14 protein-coding genes are annotated in these 22,447 nt (G+C 64.3%); 3 read left to right on the top strand and 11 right to left on the bottom strand.

Features of this window, described 5'->3' with window-relative positions:
• Positions 1–7 precede the first annotated feature (7 nt).
• Genes ACEWQ0_RS02685 through ACEWQ0_RS02675 form a run of 3 tightly spaced genes read left to right on the top strand, consistent with a single transcriptional unit; the run spans position 8 to position 4,775 of the window.
• A complete protein-coding gene (locus ACEWQ0_RS02685; RefSeq protein ID WP_476484403.1) occupies positions 8–2,068 on the top strand; it encodes a thioredoxin domain-containing protein in 2,061 nt (686 codons plus the stop codon).
• A 30-nt stretch (positions 2,069–2,098) separates the two neighbouring features.
• Positions 2,099–3,928, top strand: coding sequence for an SLC13 family permease (locus ACEWQ0_RS02680; protein ID WP_476482645.1), 1,830 nt, complete (start codon positions 2,099–2,101; stop codon positions 3,926–3,928).
• Positions 3,912–4,775 carry a helical backbone metal receptor gene (locus ACEWQ0_RS02675; RefSeq protein ID WP_476484402.1) on the top strand — a complete coding sequence of 288 codons (864 nt, stop codon included), beginning with the start codon at positions 3,912–3,914 and terminating at the stop codon, positions 4,773–4,775. The genes ACEWQ0_RS02680 and ACEWQ0_RS02675 overlap by 17 nt, the downstream gene beginning before the upstream one ends.
• 15 nt (positions 4,776–4,790) lie before the next feature.
• Here ACEWQ0_RS02675 and ACEWQ0_RS02670 read toward each other — a convergent pair whose 3' ends face one another.
• From ACEWQ0_RS02670 to ACEWQ0_RS02620, 11 genes are all read right to left on the bottom strand, one after another.
• A complete protein-coding gene (locus tag ACEWQ0_RS02670; protein ID WP_476482643.1) occupies positions 4,791–5,462 on the bottom strand; it encodes a Dph6-related ATP pyrophosphatase in 672 nt (223 codons plus the stop codon).
• A 97-nt stretch (positions 5,463–5,559) separates the two neighbouring features.
• Positions 5,560–8,007 carry an efflux RND transporter permease subunit gene (locus tag ACEWQ0_RS02665; protein WP_476482642.1) on the bottom strand — a complete coding sequence of 816 codons (2,448 nt, stop codon included), beginning with the start codon at positions 8,005–8,007 and terminating at the stop codon, positions 5,560–5,562.
• 10 nt (positions 8,008–8,017) lie between these two features.
• Positions 8,018–9,106, bottom strand: coding sequence for a WD40/YVTN/BNR-like repeat-containing protein (locus ACEWQ0_RS02660; RefSeq protein WP_476484401.1), 1,089 nt, complete (start codon positions 9,104–9,106; stop codon positions 8,018–8,020).
• A 67-nt stretch (positions 9,107–9,173) separates the two neighbouring features.
• Positions 9,174–10,601 (bottom strand): DUF1329 domain-containing protein, encoded by a 1,428-nt coding sequence (locus tag ACEWQ0_RS02655; protein ID WP_476482640.1) that lies wholly within the window; start codon positions 10,599–10,601, stop codon positions 9,174–9,176.
• A 29-nt stretch (positions 10,602–10,630) separates the two neighbouring features.
• On the bottom strand, positions 10,631–12,517 hold the full coding sequence (locus ACEWQ0_RS02650) for a DUF1302 domain-containing protein (RefSeq protein ID WP_476484400.1): 1,887 nt from the start codon (positions 12,515–12,517) through the stop codon (positions 10,631–10,633).
• Positions 12,518–12,533: 16 nt separating this feature from the next.
• On the bottom strand, positions 12,534–14,690 hold the full coding sequence (locus ACEWQ0_RS02645; RefSeq protein ID WP_476482638.1) for an alpha/beta hydrolase: 2,157 nt from the start codon (positions 14,688–14,690) through the stop codon (positions 12,534–12,536).
• 303 nt (positions 14,691–14,993) lie between these two features.
• Complete coding sequence (gene lpdA / locus ACEWQ0_RS02640; RefSeq protein ID WP_476482637.1) at positions 14,994–16,826, bottom strand: dihydrolipoyl dehydrogenase; 1,833 nt, start codon at positions 16,824–16,826, stop codon at positions 14,994–14,996.
• Between the two features lie 54 nt (positions 16,827–16,880).
• Positions 16,881–17,384 carry a retropepsin-like aspartic protease family protein gene (locus tag ACEWQ0_RS02635; protein ID WP_476482636.1) on the bottom strand — a complete coding sequence of 168 codons (504 nt, stop codon included), beginning with the start codon at positions 17,382–17,384 and terminating at the stop codon, positions 16,881–16,883.
• A complete protein-coding gene (locus ACEWQ0_RS02630; RefSeq protein ID WP_476482635.1) occupies positions 17,381–18,766 on the bottom strand; it encodes a dihydrolipoyllysine-residue acetyltransferase in 1,386 nt (461 codons plus the stop codon). The genes ACEWQ0_RS02635 and ACEWQ0_RS02630 overlap by 4 nt, the downstream gene beginning before the upstream one ends.
• Positions 18,767–18,928: 162 nt before the next feature.
• Positions 18,929–21,604, bottom strand: a complete 2,676-nt coding sequence (gene aceE / locus ACEWQ0_RS02625; RefSeq protein ID WP_476484399.1) for a pyruvate dehydrogenase (acetyl-transferring), homodimeric type — start codon at positions 21,602–21,604, stop codon at positions 18,929–18,931.
• Between the two features lie 69 nt (positions 21,605–21,673).
• Positions 21,674–22,093 carry a prepilin-type N-terminal cleavage/methylation domain-containing protein gene (locus ACEWQ0_RS02620; RefSeq protein WP_476484398.1) on the bottom strand — a complete coding sequence of 140 codons (420 nt, stop codon included), beginning with the start codon at positions 22,091–22,093 and terminating at the stop codon, positions 21,674–21,676.
• Positions 22,094–22,447 lie beyond the last annotated feature (354 nt).

Genomic DNA, 22,447 nt, shown 5'->3' with positions numbered 1-22,447 from the left:
TGACCGCATGAACCCGCAGCAGCCGCACAACCGACTGAACGATGCCCTTAGCCCCTACCTGCTTCAGCACGCCGGCAACCCGGTGGCCTGGCAGCCCTGGGATCGCGAGGCGCTGGCGATGGCGCGCACGCTCGACAAGCCGATTCTGCTGTCGATCGGCTACAGCGCCTGCCACTGGTGCCATGTGATGGCGCGCGAGTGCTTCGACAACGACGAGATCGCCGAGCGCATGAACGCCTACTTCGTCAACATCAAGGTCGACCGCGAGGAGCGCCCGGACCTCGATCACATCTATCAGCTTGCTCACCAGTTGCTCACGGGCCGTGGCGGCGGCTGGCCGCTGACCGTCTTTCTCGACCCGGCCAGCCACGCGCCGTTCTTTGCCGGCACCTATTTTCCGCCCGAGCCACGTCACGGCATGATTGCTTTCGGCGACCTGCTTGCGCGCATCCATCAGGTCTGGTCGACGCGCCGCGACGAGCTGCGCGCGCAGCATCTGCAGGTACAGGAAGCCCTGCAGGCCGTGGCCACGCCGCGGCCCGGCGGCGAGGCCGACCTGGAGTCGGCGCTGGAGTCATTCATCGCCGAGGCCGGCGCGCGCTTCGACCGCGATAACGGCGGCTTCGGCACCGATGGTCCGAAATTCCCCCAGGCACCCCAGCTGGCCGCCCTGGCCGAGCTCGAAGGCGGCCAGCCGGCGCAGATGCTTGGCGACAGCCTCACGGCCATGGCGCGCCTGGGCCTGCACGACCAGCTCGGCGGCGGCTTTTTCCGCTACTGCGTCGACGCCGTCTGGGAGATTCCCCACTTCGAGAAGATGCTCTCCGACAACGCCCTGCTGCTGGGGCTGTACGCCCGCGCGGCCAGGCGCTGGCGGCGCGCGGACTTTGGCGCCGTGTGCGATCACCTGGTGGAGTGGCTCGAGCGCGAAATGAGTCTGGAGAGCGGCGGATTTGCCACCAGCCTGAATGCCGAAAGCGCCGACGGCGAGGGCGCCTATTACGTGTGGACGCGCAAGGAGGTGGCCGAGCGCCTGCCCACCGACGAGCAGGATCTGTTCAGCGCCCGTTTTGGCCTGGATGGCCCGCCCAATTTCGAAGGCGAAGCCTGGCATCTGGTCATGGCCCGCTCCACAGGCGAGCTGGTCGATGAAGGCCTCGACGAAGGCGAGATCGGACGCCGTATCGAATCGGCGCGCAGCCGCCTGCTCAAGGCCAGATCGGAGCGCCCGGCACCGAGCCGCGACGACAAGATGCTGGCCAGCTGGAACGGGCTGATGATCGAAAATCTGGCCGCCGCCGGCCGGCTGCTCGGACGTGAAGGCTGGCGCGAGCGCGCGGCGAAGGCTCTTGACAGCGTGGCGGTGAACCTGTTCGGCCAGGAACCCCCACGAGCGGTCTGGCGCAATGGACGCAGCGCCCAGACCGCGCTGCTCGACGAACATGCCAACGTGCTGGTCGCCTGCCTGGAACTGCTTTCCTGGCGCTTCGAGATTCGCTGGCTCAATCTCGCCCGGCGCATCGGGCAGCGCATCGTCGAGCAGTTCGTCGACGAAGCCAGCGGCGCGCTGCATCTGACGCCGCGCGATCATGAGCACCTGCTGACCCGACCGCTGGCGCACGCCGACGACGCGACGCCGGCGGGCGCCGGCCAGGCGGCCATCGGCATGAGCAGGCTCGGCCAGCTGTGTGGCGAGCCGGGGCTGATCGATGCCGCGCACCAGGCCATTGCGGCGGCCCGCGGCGATATCGCGCGCTCGGCCCTGGCGCACGCGACCTTGCTGCGCGCCTGGCGCATCCTGGAGCACCCACCGCCGCAGATCATGCTGGCCGGCCCCGCTGACCCGGTGGCCGAGTGGCAGCGCCAGCTGGCGGCCACGAACCGCTGCGAGGTCTACCGCCTGCCCGCCGGGCTGGCCGTCGAGGACCTGCCCCAATTGCTCAGACCGCTGGCCGACGAAGAACGGGCCACCGCCATGATCTGCCTGGGGCAGCGCTGTCTGGCGCCGGTACATTCTTTCGAGGCCATCGAGTCGCAGCTGGCCGAGGCCGATGGCTGGCATTCCTGAGCAGGCGTTTGCGCGTAAAATCGGCTGACCATGAGCTTCGCCCTGCCCAATTATCACGCCCTTGGCGTGCTGCTGCTGTTGCTGCTGGCGCTGGTGCTGTTCTCGCGCGATCGTATTCCGCTCGAGACCAGCTCGCTGGTAGTGCTGGCCATTCTCACCATCGGATTCCAGATCTTCCCCTATGTCGGCCCGGACGGGCGCGAGCTCAGCCCCACCGACTTCTACGCCGGCTTCGGTCATCAGGCCCTGATCGCGGTGTGTGCCCTGATGATTCTCGGCCACGGCCTGATCCGCTCCGGCGCGCTGGAACCGGTAGGCCGCGGCCTGGCGATTTCCTGGCGCAAGGCGCCCAAGCTGTCAATGCTCGCCACGCTGCTGATCTGCGCGGTGCTGAGCGCTTTCATCAACAACACGCCGATCGTGGTCATGCTGCTGCCGATCCTCATCGGCGTGGCGATTCGCACCAAGCAGTCGCCCTCGGCGCTGCTGCTTCCCGTGGGCCTGATCAGTATCGTCGGCGGCATGTCGACCACCATCGGCACCTCCACCAACCTGCTGGTCGTGTCGGTGGCTGCCGACATGGGCGTGGCGCCCTTTCGCATGTTCGACTTCATCGTGCCGGCCGCCATCGCCGGCGCGATATCGGTGCTCTACCTGTGGCTGGTGGCGCCGCGGCTGATACCCGAGCGACCGGTGCCGATGCAGTCGACGGTCAAACGGCTGTATACCGCCCAGATCCGCCTGGGCAAGTCCAGCGAAGCGGTGGGCAAGACCCTGGCCGTGGCGATCGAGCGCTGCAGCGGCAATCTCAAGGTCGAAAAGATTCAGCGCGGGCCCGGCGTGTTCGTCACGCCGCTGCCGGATGTGACCCTCAAGGCCGGTGATCGCATCACCACCACCGATACCCGGGACAACCTGAGGGAGTTTGCCCACCTGCTCGGCGGCCGGCTTTTTTCGGGTGACGTGGAGGTCAACGACAATCACCCGCTGGGTCCGGGCGACCACAAGATCGCCGAAGTGGCGGTCACGCCGCAGTCCAGGCTGGTGGGCTCGCGCATCAGCGAGGCGCGGCTGCTGTCGCGTTACGGTCTCAGGCTGCTGGCCCTGCACCGCTACAACCGCGAGAACCAGACCCGCTCGACCGGCCTGGACAACACCGTGCTCAGATCAGGCGACGTACTGCTGGTGCAGTCACCCGGCGCGCGTCTGAACAAGCTCAAGGAAGGCGGCGACCTGCTGGTACTCGACGGCTCGGTCAACCTGCCCAAGACCTCCAAGGCGCCGCTGGCCCTGAGCATCATGGCGCTGGTGGTTGTCGTCGCCGCCACCGGCATCCTGCCGATCGCCATCAGCGCGGTGGCGGGTGTGCTGACCATGTTGCTCACGCGCTGCCTGAACTGGAAGGAGGCAATGAATGCGCTGTCCATTCAGGTGGTGATGATCATCGTGGCCTCGCTGGCGCTGGGCGCGGCGCTGATGCGCACTGGCGGCGCCGACTGGCTGGCGCAGATCCTTCTGGCGGTCAGCTTCGGGATTCCGTCATGGGCGATCCTGGGCCTGTTGATGCTGGCGATGGCGGCGCTGACCAACGTGGTGTCCAACAACGCTGCGGCGGTGATCGGCACACCGATTGCCATCAGCCTGGCCCAGCAGCTGATGCTGCCGGCCGAGCCTTTTGTGCTGGCGGTGCTGTTCGGCTCCAATTTGAGCTTTGCCACACCCATGGCCTATCAGACCAACCTGCTGGTCATGAATGCCGGCGGCTACAAATTCAACGACTTCGTGCGCGTCGGATTGCCATTGATGCTGGTACTGTGGGTTGTTCTCACACTGACGCTGTCGTATGCCTACCAGATCTAGACCGCTGCTGACGAGCCTGGCGCTGGCGGCGCTGCTGCTGACCTGCTCCGTGGCCAGCGCCGGAAACCGGCCGCGCGTGATCACGCTGGCGCCGCATCTGACCGAGCTGGTGTTCACTGCCGGCGCCGGCGACACGCTCGTCGGCGTGGTCGACTACAGTGACTGGCCCGAACAGGCGCGCGAACTGCCGCTGATCGGCGACGCCTTCCGCTTCGACATGGAGACCATTCTTGGCCTGGATGTCGATCTGGCGCTGGCCTGGACGGGCGGCACGCCGGCAGCGGTCGGCGACCGACTCGAGCAGTTGGGCATCGAGGTAATGTGGCTCGGCACGCGAACCCTGACCGACATCGCCCGCGCTCTGACCCGGATCGGCAACCGCCTGGGATCAGCCGATCAGGCGAGGACGGCGGCAGCGGATTTTCGCGCCGAACTTGAAGCACTGCGTTCCGACCACAAGGCCGACAGCGATGTGGCGATCTTTTACCAGGTGTCGGCGCGGCCGCTGTTCACGCTCGGCAAGACGCATGTCATTACCCAAGTTTTCGAGGCTTGCGGCGCTCGCAACGTCTTCGACGACCTCGACACCGAAGCCGCCTCGATCGATCGTGAAGCCGTCATTGCGCGCACGCCTGAACTGATCATCGCCAGCCTGCCGGAATCCGGCGAAGACCCGCTGACGATCTGGCGCGACACCCGCATGGTGGAAGAGGGCCAGACCCGGCTGGAGGCAGTCGAACCCGAACGCCTGGTGCGCCCCACGCCGCGCATCGTCGAAGGCATTCGCTACGTCTGCGGCCTGGTGGAACAGCTGGAAGCCGACAGCGAAACGAGACCGAGCGACTGAGCCGCCGGTTCGGGCTCAGCCGAGCTCCAGATCCAGCATCAGGAAACGTTCGTGCGTCAACACCCGACGACCGGGTGTCACCTCCAGCGGCGCGGCAAATCCCGGCCCGTTGCACACGAAAGTGTGGAATTCGCCGTTTTCCCCGCAGGGATCGACCCCGGCCGGCAGCGCGGCCAGCAGCTCGTCATCAAGGGGCGCGCCCAGCAGCGTCTCGGGCAGATGCCAGGTATCGACGCAGACGATAACCACGCGCCATGGCGGGCGCGCCAGGGTTCGGGCCAGCTCGTCGGTGGGCGTGTGCCAGATCGGGAAAACAACCTCCCAGCCCATGCCGTCAAAGCTCTGCTCGCGCCACTGCCGCATGTCGTCAAGCGCCAGATCCCCGCAGGCAATCGTATCGATGCCCCGCTCCAGAAAGGGCTGCAGACCCGCAGCCATGCGCTTTTCATATTCCTGGTTGTCGCAACCGTCGGGCAGGCCAATGACGGTCAGCGGCAAGCCGAGCACTTCGGCCTGCTTGCGCAGCACCGTATCGGAAGTGCCGTGCATTGCCACCCGGCCGTTGCCTGCGTTGACGGTGGTGATCAGCGCCTCGACTCGCCATGCCGGATCGCGCCGGAGCTTGTCGAGCATGTACAGGCTGTCCTTGCCGCCGGAGGACAGCACAACCAACGGTCGGCGACTCATGCCCGAACCGCGTCCATGGTCAATGCGTGCAGCAAAGCCCGGGGACGGGCTTGTCCTGCACTGTCGTCACTGCCTGCGGTGGTGTCGCTGTTGTTCATCATGGCTTGCCGGGCTTTTCCTTCCAGCCCAGCAGCACGCGCGCCAGCGCCGGCAGCAGCAGCATGGCGCCGATCATGTTGAAGATGAACATGAAGGCCAGCAGCAGCCCCATGTCGGCCTGGAGCTGCAGGTCCGAAAACAGCCAGGTGCCCACGCCGACGGCCAGGGTGACCGCAGTGTAGAACACCGCACGGCCGGTCAGACGCAGGGTGCGGTAGTAGGCGTCGTCCAGACCGATACCCGCGTCCAGGAAGCTCTTCATCCGGCTGAAGATATAGATGCCGTAGTCGACACCGATACCAACACCCAATGCGACCACTGGCAGCGTGTTGACCTTCAGGCCGATGCCCATGAAAGCCATCAGCGAATAGGCCAGATAACTGACCAGCACCAGCGGCAGCACGATGCACAGGGTGCCAAGCACGCTGCGGAAGGTGATCAGGCAAAGCACGACGATCGCGCTGTAGACGTAGAGCAGCATCGGCGTGCGAGCTGCCGCCACTTCCTGATTGGTGGCCGCCATCACGCCGACGTTGCCGGTCGCCAGCCTGAACACCAGCGGTGGATGCTCACCGTTTTCGGGCCAGTTGCCGTGGGCCGCCTGGCCGACGGACTGATAACCGAGCTCCTCGATGCGGATCTCTTCCTGAAGCTGGTGCGCCCGTTCAACCACGCGGTCGATGGTTTCGGCCTTGTGATCTTCGGTGAAGATCATGACCGGCATGGCGCTACAGTCGCGGTTGAGCAGCCCGCTGTCGGTCGGGATATTCTGGGTGGTCAGGGCGAGCGCATACTTGTCGCGCGGGAGAATCTGCCAGCGCAGGTTGCCTTCGTTCCACCCGGCATTGACCTGTTTGGCGGCCATTGGCAGCGTCATCACGCGCTGCACGCCTTCGACATTGCGCATATGCCAACCGAAACGATCGATCGCCTCCATGATCTCGTGTGACTCGGTGCAGGCGTTGGCCTCGGTCTGGGCAATGATGTTGATCACGTCCGTGCCCAGAGAGAAGTGCTCCTGGATGGCGCGGGCGTCACGATTGTAGCGGGCGTCGTCGCGCAGTTCGGGTACCCCGGCTTCGGAGTCACCGATCTGCATGTCTTGTGATTTGACCCAGGCGCCGGCGAACAGGACGATGCCGGCAATCACCGCAAACACGGCCACGCCGCGCTGCGTGAACCGGGCCATGAAGTCCCAGATGGCGCTTGGCTTCTGGCTGCTTTCGTACTGGCGCCGGCGCATCCTGTCTTCATTGCGCAGCCGCACGTACGACAGCAGCACCGGCAGCAGAACCAGGTTGGTCAGGATGATCACGGCCACGCCGATGCTGGCGGTGATGGCCAGCTCCTGGATCATCTTGATTTCAATCAACAGGATGGTGAGAAAGCCGATGGTGTCGCTCAGCAGCGCGATGGCGCCTGGAGCGAGCAGGCGGGCAAATACCGCCTTGGATGCTTCCAGGCTGGAAACCGGCTGAATCTGCTCGAGCGGAATGCCTTCCTGGACCAGACCGATCGGCGAATGCCCGCCAAAGAGCTTCTCTGCGTTCCAGCCGCTGATCATCTGCACGCCATGACTGACGCCGATGGCAAAGATCAGAAACGGCGTGAGAATGTTCATCGGGTCGATCCCGAAGCCGATGACATTGAGCAGGCCCAGCTGCCAGATGACCGCGGTGACCGAGCATACCAGCGGCAGCACGGTCAGCCACACGGAACGGGAATAGAGCAGCAGCAGCCCTGCGGTAATCAGGAAAGCCAGACCGAAGTACAGCACCACCCCGCGTGCACCATCGGCAACGTCGCCGACAATCTTCGCAAAGCCGATGATGTGCACCACCTGCGCTTCATTTTCGTAGCGCGAGCGGATCTCTTCCAGCGCACTGGCAACGCGCTGGTAGTCGAGCTTTTCCCCGGTCTCGGGGTTTTCCTCGAGCAGATTGGCCCACACCATCGCGCCAGAGAAATCCTCGGCCACCAGGCGCCCGACCTCGCCGGACTTGATGATGTTCGAGCGGACCTTCTCGAGCATTTCCGGCGAGGGCGCAAAGTCCGCCGGAATAACGTTGCCGCCGGCAAAGCCGTCTTCCACCACCTCGACGAAGCGCACGTTGGGGGTGAAGATCGAGCGCCCCGACGAGCGGTCCACGCCGGGCACGTACAGCACGTCTTCGCTGAGCTGCTCGAAGGCGCGGAAGAACTCGGGCGTGAACATGTCGCCCTTGCGGTCGATCAGGGCCACCATGATGCGATTGGCGCCGCCGAAAGTCTCCTCGTAGTCGAGGAAGGTCTGCATGTAGGAATGCTCCAGCGGCAGCTGCTTCTTGAAGCCGGCATCGACGCGCAGCTGCAGGCTGTAGTAAACCATCGCCGCCGTGCCGAGAACGAACAGCAGCAGGATCAGCGGGCGAACGCTGAACACGGCATCGGCAATGCGACGTGTCATGGAAGGAGTGTCATTCATGGGTCAGTCCGTTGTCTCCAGCCAGGATCATGTCGCCGCTGTCGCCGAACACGAGCGCGGCATAGTCGCTGCCGAGGCGATCCTGGGATACCGCAAAGCTTCCGGCTTCCGGATCGTAGGCAAGCACGGTCGCGCCAGTTCCCACCATCACGACCCGACCGTCCGGGCTGACGGCGCCACCAAGCAGCGTGGCCTCGACACCGGACTCGAGTTCCTGCCAGCTGTCGCCGTAGTCATCCGAAAGCTGCACGTTGCCGCGCAAGCCGAAGGCAATGATGCCATTACCGGCGGGCAACAGACCGAACATCGAGCCGGGATAGGGAAACCGGAAGCTCTCCCAGGTCTGGCCACCGTCGTCGCTCCGAAAGCCGTAACCGGACTCGGCGGCCAGCATCAGGCGGCCGTCATCGAGCGCAAGGATAGCGTTGAGATGGCACTCCATGAACTCGTAGCAGCCGCGGTCGAAGTCCTGCGATGCGTCGTAATAGGCATCACTGGCACTGCCCTCGGGCTCGGCGGCGTCGTCTGCCCGCTGTTCGGATCCGGGGTGCTCCCAGTTGATGGCCTCGGAAACCATCGCGTCTTCCATATGCGACACCGTCCAGTTCTCCCCGCCGTCCCGGGTATGCATGATCAACCCATAGGCGCCGATGGCCAGGCCCTGGCGGGCATCGAAAAAGTGCACGTCGAGCAGCGGCTGTTCGGAAATCGGGCCATCCCAGAGAGGCATGAAGTATTGCAGCTCCCAGGTGTTGCCAAAATCGCTGCTGTGGATGATGGTGGTGTCATGGCCCACTGCCCAGAGCTGGCCGTTGCTGAACGCCACTCGGGTGAGCGTCGAACGCACGGGCACATGCTCGGCCTGGGTCCAGTCCCTGCCATTGGGGGAGGTGAGCACGTGCCCCCTGGCGCCGACGGCAACATGGCGTTCGCCGGCGCGGATCACATCGAGTATCAACGACTCATCGGCCAGGGGCACGCGCTCCGCCGGTTCGGGCTCGATGACTTGAGGCGTTTCCTGAGCGCAGGTGAGCACCGGCAGCAACAGCAGCGCCAGGGCGATCAGCTTGAAGTGATTCATGTTCGCGAACCCCGAGACACAAGGACCGGCGCACGGCCGGCCCTTGCGTTTGCAACGATGACTGCAATCAGCGCCGACCGCGCACGCGCAGCGCCTGCGGCGTGTAGTCTCGCGGCGACAGTTCGAGTCCGAACTGCATCACGGGATCCTGATTGTTCACGCCATTGACGATATAGCGTCCATTCTGAAGATCGACCGTCGACTCCAGCGTTGGCGTCATCAGCGGCTGATCGTAGTAGTTGATCGGGTGCGCTTCCGACACACGCCACAGATCGCCACGCTGGTCATAGTGCTCGATCATCAGGATCTGGTAGGTGTCTTCGTCGATATAGAAGGTGCGCCGCGGATGGATATGCCGCGTGCCCTCGCGAATGGTGGCTTCCACCACCCACACGCGATGCAGTTCATAGCGCAGATGCTCGGGGTTGAGGTGGCCGGGCATGATCAGATCATCGGCGGTCAGATCAGCGCTGTGGGCCTTGTAGGAGTTGTAGGGAACGTACATTTCGCGCTTGTCGACCAACTCGAAGTCATAGCGGTCCATCGCGCCGTTGAACATGTCGGTCATGTCGCTGGTGCGCTGGCCGTCGGCTGCCGTACCCGGGTTGTCGTAGGCCACGTTGGGTGCCCGACGCACGCGGCGCTGCCCGGGGTTGTAGACCCAGGCCTGGCGCGGTTTCTTGATCTGGTTGAGCGACTCGTGCACCAGCAGGATGTTGCCGGCCAGGCGCGCCGGCGATTCGACTTCCTGGAAGAAATACAGCAGCACGTTGTCGATGTCATCGATCGTCATGCCTTCCTTGAAGTACAGGCCGAGGATCTCTTCGCGAATCTTGATCATCGTGTAGCTGCCGCCGGCGGTCGGCACCACCTGGTTCCAGTAGCGGATGCTGCCGGCCGTCTTGTACTTCATCTTGTGGTTCCACATCAGCTCACGCGCATTCTGCGGCAGCGGAAACGGGTAACCTTCGGCGACGTCGGCAACGCCTTCACCGTTGGCGACCAGGCGGCCGGTTTCGGCATTGCGGGCGGTCATTTCATAAATGCGTTCCGGGAAGGACGCGCTGCGGCGGGTGGGGTAGACCTCCATGTAGAAGGTATCCGGATAGCGCTCGAAGATCGCTTCCTGACCGGGTGAGAGATAGTCGCTGTGCTCGCGGTAGTTCTGCCCGGTAATGCGAAGCCGCGGCTCGTCGGCGGCAAAAGGGTCGGGATGGCGATCGCCCGGGGTATAACCTTCGGGCCAGTCAGCCCGCGTCAGGCCACCGTCCCACTCGGGAATGGTGCCTTCGGCGTTACCCGCCACGGGCGCACCCATGGGCGTGAGGTCCTGGCCCAGTCGGGCGATGTTTTCCGGCGTTTTCGGGATCACTGCATCGATATCTGCCGTGCCGATGTTGGCATCCTGGTCGGCACCGGGTTGCTGGGCCGTCACGCTGCCGGCCAGGGTCATCATGCCGGTCAGTGCCAGGATTGCAGGGGTTAGCTTGTGCATTCGATTGGCCTCTTGCTTTGGGAGCATGTTTAGAAGGAGTAGCTGAGGGAGGCGGCGATGAAATCGCGATCACCCAGAAGGTTGTTGTTGCCGGCACCGAAGAAGTTGGTGTACGACAACCCCGCCTGCCAGGCTGACTGATACGAGAAGTCCACGCCCAGGGTCACCTGCTTGCGCCCTTCGATGAAGTTGCCGCCCGGGCCGGGAGAGACGCCGTCGACATCGTGGTTGAAGGCCACGCTGGGCGTCATGTTCCAGGCCGTACCGAGCACGTTGTTGTAGGTTGGCGCCATCACCAGGCGATAGCCCCAGCTGGTATCGGTGGCATAGCCGCTGGTGGTGGTGGTCGGGCTGCGGGAGTTGCCGCCACTCTGGCGCGAAGGGCCGCCGAAGGTGTCGGTACCCGGGCCTTCAAAACGCAACTCGCTGGGGTCGGGCAGATCCCAGACGTGCGTGACCCCGAACTCACCGACCATGGCCACCTGGTTGGCGCCGAGCCAGTTGCCCGGCCCGAACACCTTGGTCAGGGTGAACTGGGCCTGCGACACTTCGCGGCGCTCGTAGCCCTGAATGTATTCGCCCGGCTGGAACTGCCCAAGCTGGCTGATGAAGCGGTTGTAGGGCTCGGGAATGGCGGCGTTGAGCGGCGACAGGCCGGCGTAGAGCAGCTCCACATCGTCGATCTGGAGAGGCACGTTGTCGCGATAGCTCACCTCACCGGCCACCGACCATCCCGACACCGTGGTGTTGAAGCTTGCACCCCACAGATCGATGTCTTCAGGATAGCCGACGATGACGGCACCCGAGGACGGCTCAGCGCTGCTCACGGCGCGGCCGGAAAGCAGCGGCAGCCGGCTGTGGTAGCGCAGGTAATAAAGGCCGAATTCGGTGCTGTTGAGCGCCGGGGCGTAATAGCGCAGGGCGGCCCCGAACTGGCCGCTGTCGCTGGCACGGTCATCGGCCGCCCGCGGAAAGGCAGCGCTGCAACCAGCAGCAACCAGTGGCGGCGGCAGGCCGCTGTCGGATGCCCCGAAATTACCGCCGCGACAGACGGCGTTGAACCGATCGGGGTTTCTGACCGGCTGCGGCACCAGGCCGAAATTGAGCATGGCGTAGCGACCACCGGCGGTGGCGAAATCGTTGGTGGCGAAGAACGTGCCTGACGGCTCGGCCTCGACGTAGTCCCACTCAGCCATGACCACGGCCTCGACCGACAGATTGGGCGTGACGTCGATCGAGCCCCAGAGCATGTTCAGCGGCAGAAAGGCATCCTTGAGCTCGGCGCCCGCAGTACGCAGCGCGGTGACATCGACCGGGTTGATCGAGTTGATGCCGCCGGCCAGGAAGGTGCTTTCGCCCCAGCTGACGACCTGCCGGCCAAGCCGCAGCGAAAGCAGGCGATCGCCCATGAAGAAGTCGCCATAGACATAGGCGTCGAGCAAGCGTGCGCGTTCACCGGCCTGATCCTTGGCGGCGTCGGGCAGCTCGTCCATGTCGTTGAGGGTGAAATCATAGAAGTAGTTACCCCGGACGAAGGCGCCGATGTTGTCATAATTGATCGCCAGCTCGGAGTTGATACGGGCCTGGTTGAAGATCGGATCCCATTGATCGAAGTTGAGGTTGCCGTCGTCGGAGTTGGCTGAAAAGCGCCCCTTTGCGGCGATCTGCTGCGCCAGCGGGCGCTGAGACACCTCCGGATCGAAATGTGACTTGGCCACCAGTTCGTCATCGCGCTCGGAAGCGCGCACGCCAATACCGTAGCTTACGGTGGTATCGAGACGGATCTCGACATCATCGGTACTCAGGTCGATGGCATGAGCCGGCTGGGTGGCCAGGGCGAGCCCGACGGCACCGGCCAGCAGGCCTGGACGGAGCCCGAGCACGCGCCGAGTGTTCTTGAATGCTTGACGTTTCATGTTCGGATTCTCCCTCTCAGTCTTCGGTCTGGATAAGTGACGGATCGCCAATGAGAACCATCGCGCCACCGGAGGCCATCATGCTGGCCGCCTCGCCCTGCATTTCGGCGGTCACCGCCGGGCCGGCGGTCGGATCGAGCAGCGAGCCGTGCCCGCCCTGCAGCAATCGGACCGCGCCGCGGATACCCATCGGGTCCTGCGTGGTCTCCGTAATCGCCTCCAGGCCCATGACCCGGATCAGCGGTTCGGTGCCGGAAAGCGGCGCCCCTTCGACCGCGTTGGGCACCACTGCGTCGCCGGCGACCTGCTGCAGCAGAACGGTGTTCTGGGCGGTTGCCATCGCGCCCCAGTTGATCGGATCGGCCGCGTCGATCACCGTCTGTGCGGCCAGCAGGAACTGATAATAGTCAGGCGAGTAGGGCTCGACGCCCGCCGACTCGAGACCCGCGCGAATAACCGGCCCGAAGGTCTGTGATCCGGCCAGCAGGTTGGCGACGCCGCCGCCGGCGACCGACAGCACGCCGTTGCCCACGGTCGGCTCAACGGCCAGGAAAGGCGTGCCCGTCATGGCGCCAAGCGAGAGCCCGACAAAGTGGATACTGGAACCATCAAGATCACTGACACCGTCGCCGTTGATGTCCATCTCCGGCACGTTCAGGGCCAGAGTCGACAGGTCGATCTGCGCCTGTCTCAGGTTGTCGCGCGAGGTCAGCAGGCTCTGCAAATTGATGAACCAGGCACCCGAGTCGTCGATGATGCCGTCAGGTCCCGGCGCGCCGCTGTCGTTGTTCTGCAGGTCGAGATCGAAGGTGCGCTCCATTGCGGCCGCCGCAAAGGGCGTATTGCCGATGTAGAGCGGGCTGGTCTGGTCGGTCACGCCGTGCAGCGGCATGTCAATGGCAACCATCGCGAAACCCTGCGAGGCCATGGTGTCGGCCAGGGCCAGCATTTGTGAGCGATCCCCGGTAATGCCGTGCTGGAAGATCACCACCGGCCAACCTGCCGACGGGCGCGGCTGCCCCGAAGTCTCGTTGGGCACGGTCATCAGCAGCGGGATCATCGGCCGGGCCGTTTCCACAGGAATCGGATTGGCCACCGTGACGTTGGTGGATTCTGGGTTCAGGCCCAGCTGGTCGAACGGCGGCACGTAGTTGCCGGGCGCGGCTTCCCAGAAGGCGGTCAGGGGTGCGGTCGGATTCTGCTGCGAGGGCACGCCGAGAAAGTACGGCACTTCCATGATGCCCATGTACAGGTCGGCCAGGCCTGCCGAACTGCCCGGCGGCAACACATCGGCCGTGGTCAGGCAGCTGTCGGGCGCAAGGCAGGCCGGCGCCACCTGACTGCCGGTCGGGCCGATGACCGAGCGCAGTTTCGACAGCACCGGCGTGATCGACTGCGTGGTGGCCGTGGAAGAGACCACGATGCTGTCTGCGGTCACACCCTGCGAGGCTGCCGCGGCCAGGTGCGTATTGATCACCTGTCGCAGCGGCTCCAGCGCCTGCGCCGTGGGGTTGTCCAGCAGCGGGTCGGTGCTGTTGCCCGCCTCGTCGACCAGCGGATCGGGGCGCTTGGCCAGAAAATAGGGCTGCGCCGGAGTGGCGGGATTGCCGCTGGTATCGGTAATACCGTCAGTCAGCACCGCCATGTAACCGGTCATTTCCTGCAGCGGCTGGAGCGGCACCACGGCAAGCGTCTGCCCGCTGGGGTCAGACGACGCCACTGCGGCCACATACTCCCGGCCCGGCACCAGTTCGCGATTGACGCCGGAGACGACCGGCTGCCCCTGCACGAAAGTGACTTCATAAAAACGAACGGTGCTGCCGGGAATCACGCTGGCAGGATCGATCGGTGCGGTGAAATCGAAGGTCCAGGGCGCCACGGTGCTGAAACCGTCCAGCGCGTTCATGGCCACTGCGGGATCACCGTAGTCGGTGGGGTCGGCCACCGGGATATTGAGCGTCATGTCGTCCGTATCCGACAACAGCAGCGTGTTGGGAAACGGAATCTCGCCGCCTGCGGGATCGAAGACCGCGGTGATGACACCATCGACAGGCTGGCCGTCGGGCTGGGTGGCGGGCTCTTGATCGACGGCACGGTCGACGCTGGAACTGCCGCCGCAGCCGACCAACCATAACAGTGCGAGCACGGGCGCCAGGAATCGGCATGACTTCATCGGACTTCTCCCCTAGGCAGAGATGGTTCAGGTGTTGCTCAATACTGTCCAGTATGGCGCAGCATCCAGCTTTCTGGATTGTATGATATGAACAACTTCTTTACTTTTGCAAGCAGCCGGAACCCGGCTGCCGACAAACGCCCGGCGCCAGCGCCCGAGGAGAGCGGCGGCAGCGTTGATCCGGCCGGGGTTCACGCGCGGGGAGAAGGCGCGTGAGCCGACAGGGCAGCCCATCGGTGCCGACGACGACCGTCGGCGGGCCGCCCGCTCGGGAGTGGCCGGGCCCGCCGCTCGGCCGACGCTTTACCTGTTCTTGTTGGGCAGATACAGGTCGGTAATCGTGCCCTGGTAGGCTTCGGCGGCCATCATCACCGATTCGGAAAGCGTCGGATGCGGATGGATTGTCAGGCCGATGTCGTCGGCGTCGCAGCCCATCTCGATGGCGAGCGCCAGCTCCGAGATCAGGTCGCCGGCGTGCAGGCCCACGACGCCGGCGCCAATGAGCCGGTTGCTTTCGGCCTCGAAGATCAGCTTGGTGAAGCCCTCGCTGCGGTCCATGCCCAGAGCGCGGCCGGAAGCCGCCCAGGGGAACTTGCCGACGCCGTAATTGACGTCGCCGGCCTTGCACTGGGCCTCGGTCAGGCCGACCCAGGCGACTTCCGGATCGGTATAGGCCACCGAGGGAATGACGCGCGCGTCGGCGGCGCGCCTGTGGCCGGCGGCGACCTCGGCGGCCACCTTGCCTTCGTACGAGCCCTTGTGCGCCAGCATGGGCTGGCCGACGATGTCGCCAATGGCGAAGATGTGATCGGTGCTGGTGCGCATCTGGCCGTCAACCTTGATGAAGCCCTTGTCGTTGACGTTGACGCCGGCCGCTTCGGCGTTGAGCCGATCGCCGTTGGGGCGGCGGCCAACGCAGACCAGCACGCGATCGAAATCGGCAGTTTCCGGTGCGCCCTCGCCGTCGAGCTGGGCGGTCAGCCCCGAGTCGTCGGCTTCGACCTTCGCAACCTTCGTTTCAAGATGAAACTCGACGCCCAGCTTCTTGAGATGCTGCTGCAGCGGCCTGACCAGATCGGCGTCGGCGCCCGGGACAAGCTGCTGCATCATCTCGACCACGGTGACCTTCGAGCCCAGCGCGCGGAACACGCAGGCCATTTCCAGGCCGATGATGCCGCCGCCGATGACCAGCAGGCGCTCCGGCACCTCGGCGAGCTCGAGCGCCGCGGTCGAGTCCATGACGCGCTCGTCGCCCTCGGGCAGCCCGGGAATGTCGACCACGCGCGAACCGGCGGCGATGATGCACTGATTGAAGCCGACGGTTCGCGTTTCGTCGTCGTGCTCGACGCTCAGCTCGTGTTCGCCGCTGAACGTCCCCGAACCCTGAATGACCTCGACGCCGCGCTTTTTCGCCATTCCGGCCAGGCCGCCGGTGAGCTTTTTCACCACCGAGTCCTTGAAGCCGCGCAGCTTGTCGAGATCGATTTCGGGCGCGCCGAAGGCCACGCCGTGCTCGCCCAGCTGCGCCGCCGAATCGATCACCTGACCGACGTGCAGCAAGGCCTTCGATGGAATGCAGCCAACGTTCAGGCAGACCCCGCCGATGGTGTCGTAGCGCTCGATCAGCGCGACTTTCAACCCCAGATCCGCGGCGCGGAAGGCCGCAGTGTAGCCGGCCGGCCCGGAACCGAGCACGGCCAGATCGAATTCGTACTCGTGATCGCCGGGGTCAACGTCGGTGTCCGCTCTGCGTTCACCGCCGGCCGTGCGGGGCTCGTCAGCCGGTTCGGCGTCGCCTGATTCTGCAGCTGCGTCCGGGCCAGCAGACGACTTGTCGGGGGCACTATCGCCCTCATCTTCGGCGCCGGCCTCGTCAGCGCCCTCAGCGGCGGCTGCGGAAACCTCAAGGGTCCCGATCACATCGCCCTGGCCGACTTCATCGTCTTCGGAGACCTTGAGCTCGACCAGCTTGCCCGATTCGGGTGACGGCACTTCCATCGTCGCCTTGTCCGACTCGAGCGTGATCAGTGACTGCTCCTTCTCCACCGTGTCGCCTTCTGACACCAGCACCTCGATGACGGGCACCTTGTCGAAGTCACCGATATCGGGAACCCTGATTTCCTGTTTCTTGCTCATGGCATTCGTCTCGTTCTGTGTCTTGTCGCCGATCGCGGCTACTGCGCCCGCGACCTAAATCCTTGCCACCAATCGTAACCTGCCGCCGGACTGGGTCATTTCCAGGTTCTTGAGAAAACTCATTCCCAGCAGCACCGTTTCGCTGCGAGCCGGGCTGATCGCTGCGCGCACATCGCGCTGAACGATATCGCCCAGGCGCACCTCGTCGAGGCGCGTCATCCAGCCGGTCACCGGCCCGGCCGCGGTTTCCAGCCCGATGCGCGCCATGCGCTCCAGCCCCAGCCGGTCAGCCAGATCCTCGGGCACCGACACCAGCGTGGCGCCGGTATCGACCAGGAAGGTCACCTCGCGCCCGCTGATCGCGCCGCTGGCGATGAAGTGCCCCTGACGATCGGATTCCAGCACCACCTCGATGCTGCCGTTGACCCGACTGCTGGCGACCTGCCGGTTGGGATTGCTCCGATCCTCGATCAGGCCCGAGAAGACAAAGGTGAGCAACAGCAGGAAGCCGACCGCGGCGGCCAGCATCATGCCAAAACCCGTGCGCTGCTGGCTCAAAGCAACAGTCGCCTCAGATCCTCGAGCTGAGTGGCCAGATAGCGGGTAAAGCGAGCTGCATCCGCGCCGTCGATGACGCGATGATCGTATGACAGTGACAGCGGCAACATCAGGCGCGCGGCGAACTGCTCGCCATCCCATACCGGCTTCATCTCCGAGCGTGACACGCCCAGGATGGCCAGCTCTGGCGCATTGATGATTGGCGTGAAGGCAGTGCCGCCGATGCCGCCCAGGCTCGAAATCGAGAAGCACCCGCCCTGCATTTCACCCGGCTTGAGCTTGCCCTCGCGCGCGCGACCCGACAGGTCGGTCAACTCGGTCGCCAGCTCCAGCAGTCCCTTCTGGTCGGCGTCGCGAATGACGGGTACAACCAGGCCGTTGGGCGTATCCACGGCCACGCCGATATGGAAATATTTCTTCCTGATCAGCTTCTTGCCGTCGTTGGCCAGCGAGGCGTTGAAGTGCGGGAAGGCCTTCAGCCCGGCCACCACCGCCTTGATCAGGAATACCAGCGGCGTCATTTTGGTGCCGGCGTCCTCGGCCGCCTGTTTGTTGGCCTTGCGGAAGGCTTCCATTTCGGTGATGTCGGCTTCGTCGAACTGGGTGACGTGCGGAATCGATACCCAGTTGCGGTGCAGATTGGGGCCGGAAATCTGCTGGATGCGCGAGAGCTTCTCTTCCTCGATATCGCCGAACTTGGCAAAGTCCACCCGCGGCGGCTCGGCAATGTCCAGGCCCGCGCCGGCCGTCGCGCCGCCACCGGAGGTCATCGCCTGCTTGACATGGTCCTTCAGATCCTGCTCGGTGATGCGCCCCTTGCGCCCGGAGCCCTCGACGCCGACCAGATCGACACCCAGCTGGCGCGCCAGTCGGCGCACCGCCGGCGAGGCATGCGGCAGCTTCGACGGGTCCATATCCATCGCTTCGAAAGGCACCGGCGGCGCCGGCAGCCTGTCGGCACGGCCCGCCGAAGCGGCATCCGCTTGCGAGCTTCGGCTTTCCGTTGCGGCGGTATCGGTATCTTCGGCGGTCGCTGGCCTTTCGGCCGGCGCCGGGGCCGAGTCCGAGTCGCCGGCAGCGTCTTCACCCTCCCCGTCGGCTTCGGCCTGGTCGTCACCCGCGTCATCGCCGGCGTCTTCAGAGGCCACCTCGACAATACCGATCACATCGCCCTGACCCACCTCGTCGTCTTCGGAGACTCTCAGCTCGACCAGCTTGCCCGACTCCGGTGATGGCACCTCCATGGTGGCCTTGTCGGATTCGAGGGTGATCAGCGACTGCTCCTTGTCGACCGTGTCGCCTTGCGATACCAGCACCTCGATGACCGGCACCTTGTCGAAGTCGCCGATATCGGGAACCTTGATCTCTGTTCTGTTGCTCATGACATTCGTCTCGTTGTGTATCTGGTGCCCGCGCAGGTCGGGGATGACATTCCCGACGGTCAACGCATCTGGTCTGTACACGCGTCAGCTACGCGTGAACAAGCCTGCCAGGTCGTCCGTCGCGGATGTAGCCGCGACCTGCGTGCCGATGTTCGCGCGCGCTCACACGGTTGTCGGCAGCGGCTTGTCCGGATCGATATTCAGCGCGCTTCGGGCCTTGATCAGCTTGTCGTCATCGAACTTGCCCTGACGATTGAGACCGACCAGAGCCGTCCAGGCGACGTAGTAACGATCGACCTCGAAGAAGCGGCGCAAATTCTCGCGCGTGTCCGAGCGCCCGAAGCCATCGGTACCCAGCACCAGGTAGTCATCGGCCGGAACAAACTCGCGCACCTGATCAGCATAGGCCCGAATGTAGTCGGTAGCAGCCACCACCGGCCCCTCACGATCCTTGAGCAGGCCGGTGATCCAGGGCGTGGTCGGCGACTGGTCGGGGTTGAGCAGGTTGCGCCGGGAGGCTTCGTGCCCGTCCTTGCGCAGCTCGTTGAAGCTGGTTACCGACCAGATATCGGCACCGACGCCGTAGTTCTGTTCGAGAAGGTCGGCGGCCGCCATGACTTCGCGCAGGATCGCGCCCGAGCCCATCAACTGCACGCGCGGGGCGTCTTTCTGGCCCTTGGCTTCGCGCAGCAGGTACATGCCCTTGCGAATGCCCTCTTCGGCGCCTTCCGGCATGGCCGGGTGCTGGTAGTTCTCGTTGAGCACGGTGATGTAGTAGAAAACGTCTTCGCCTTCGCCGTACATGCGCCGCAGGCCATCCTGCAGGATCACCGCCAGTTCGTAGGCAAAAGTGGGGTCGTAGCTGACGCAGCAAGGGATGACGCCGGCCTGCACGTGGCTGTGGCCGTCCTGGTGCTGCAGGCCCTCGCCATTGAGCGTGGTCCGCCCGGATGTGCCGCCAATCAGGAAGCCGCGCGCGTGCATGTCACCGGCCGCCCAGGCGAGGTCACCAATACGCTGGAAACCGAACATCGAGTAGAAGGCGTAGAACGGAATCATCGGCACGCCGGTGGTGGCATAACTGGTGGCGGCAGCCATCCAGGAACTCTGGGCGCCCGCCTCGGTGATGCCTTCCTGCAGCACCTGGCCTTCCTTGGCCTCGCGATAGTAGGCCAACTGATCGGAGTCAACCGGCTCGTAGAGCTGACCGAAGGGCGCATAGATGCCGATCTGGCGGAACAGACCCTCCATGCCGAAGGTACGCCCTTCGTCACAGATGATCGGCACCACGTTCTCCTTGACGTTCTTGTCGCGCAGCAGCAGCGACAGGCAGCGCACGTAGGCCATGGTGGTCGAAATCTCGCGCTCGCCGGTGGATTCCAGCAGCCTTGAAAAAGCGTCCAGATCGGGCACCTTGAGCGTGTCGTTTTCGACCCGGCGCTGGGGCAGATAGCCACCGAGCTCTTTCCGACGCTTCTTCATGTACTTGATTTCTTCGGAATCTTCGCCCGGGTGGTAATACGGCACGCCTTCGAGCTGGTCGTCACTCAGCGGCACGTTGAAGCGATCGCGGAAGTACTTCACACCCTGATCGTCGAGCTTCTTCTGCTGATGCGAGATGTTCTGACCCTCGCCCGACTGGCCCAGGCCGTAGCCCTTGATGGTCTTGGCCAGGATGACGGTGGGCTGACCCTCATGATGGGTCGCTTCGTGATAGGCCGCGTAGATCTTGTGCGGGTCGTGGCCACCGCGGTTGAGCCGCCAGATATCGGCATCCGACATGTCGGCGACCATTTCCTTGAGCTCGTCGTAGGCGCCGAAGAAGTGCTCGCGTACGTAGGCGCCGTCATTGGCCTTGTATTTCTGGTAATCGCCGTCGAGCGCTTCCTGCATGCGCCGGCGCAACAGTCCCTTGGTGTCGCGCGCCAGCAGCGGATCCCAGTAGGAACCCCAGATCACCTTGATGACGTTCCAGCCCGCGCCGCGGAAGAAGCCTTCCAGCTCCTGAATGATCTTGCCATTGCCCCTGACCGGCCCGTCCAGGCGCTGCAGGTTGCAGTTGACCACAAACACCAGATTGTCGAGCTTTTCGCGACCCGCCAGCGAGATCGCGCCGAGCGATTCGGGCTCGTCCATCTCGCCGTCGCCGAGAAAACTCCAGACGTTACGCTTTTCCGCATCGGCCATGCCGCGGTTGGTCATGTACTTGAGGAATCGGGCCTGATAGATCGAGGTAATCGGGCCCAGGCCCATCGACACCGTCGGAAACTGCCAGAAATCAGGCATCAACCAGGGGTGCGGATAGGAACTGATCCCTTCGCCGTCGACTTCCTGGCGAAAGCCGTCGAGCTGCTCTTCGGTCAGGCGCCCCTCGAGAAAGGCGCGGGCGTAGAAACCGGGCGAGGAATGCCCCTGAAAGTAGACCAGATCGCTGCCATCGGCGTGATCCGGGCCCTTGAAGAAATGGTTGAAGCCGACGTCGTAGAGCGTCGCTGCCGAAGCAAAACTGGCGATATGTCCGCCCAGCTCGCCGCCGCGACGCGCGGCGCGCACCACCATGGCCATGGCGTTCCAGCGAATGATCGAGCGGATACGCCGCTCCATGGCGCCGTCGCCGGGCATGGTCGGCTCACGGTGAAGCGGAATGGTGTTGATGTAGGCCGTTGTCAGGTCAAACGGCAGGTGCGCGCCGGAGCGGCGCGCCAGTTCGACCAGGCGCTCGAGAATGAAGTGCGCGCGCTCGGGGCCGTCGCGGTCGACAACCGCGGTCAGCGACTCAAGCCACTCCTGCGTCTCCTGGAAATCGATATCGTCGGGATGGGGATACTCGTGCGCCATGCCAGTCCTCTTCAAGGGCGTATTCGTTATCAGACCCCCTATTGTAACGAGTACCCGCGGCCGGTGGCGCTACTTGTAGGCCAGCACACAGGGCACCTTCTGGGGAAACGGAACCTCGAGCGTTCGCGTTACCCAGAACAGCGCCTCACCCGGGCCGGGAAGGCTTTGCCACTGACCTGAAGGCGTTGCCGAAGTGTAGGTAGTGGCGGTGAAATCTGCAGCCACCTCGGGCAGGAATGCGGCCACAGCGATCTGGCAGGTTGAAAAGCCCGTCTGATCGAAGGCGACGCAGTCCTCAGCCCCAGCCTTGCAAGCCATGTGATTAAGCGTGTCGTTGGAGATCAGCGCCTGGGCCTGCGCCTGGATACGGGCATCACGCGCCTGCTGCGACAGGTCAATGAAGCGCACGGTGGCAACTGCCGACAAAATCCCCAGCAGCACGATGACCGTAACCAGCTCGATGAGCGTAAAGCCCGAAACCGGCTTCATGACAGCCGCTCAAGTGACACGCCACTCCAACCCGCCAAATCGTTCTCGACAACATTCACGTCCACATTCATGGCCGAAGTATAGTCGCGCGTCGCGGCAGGCTGTCAAGCAAACCCAGGGCTATGTTAGCCCAAAGCACTAATGTCCCCTTTCCACAAAGTTAAAGTGTCCCCTTTTTGTTCTGACAAGGAGCGGGGCCATGGATCGGGAGAAGATTGCCATGAGTCACAGGGAGTTGGATCGGGTGGGTGTCATCCGGAAGGTGGTTGACGGCACGCTGATCCAGCGTGAGGCGGCGCTTCATCTGGGGCTGAGCGTTCGCCACGTCAAGCGGCTGGTTCGGGCCTTCCGCGC

This window comes from Wenzhouxiangella sp. YN9 (assembly GCF_056324165.1).
This window is presented reverse-complemented; position numbering and strand designations above follow the sequence as displayed.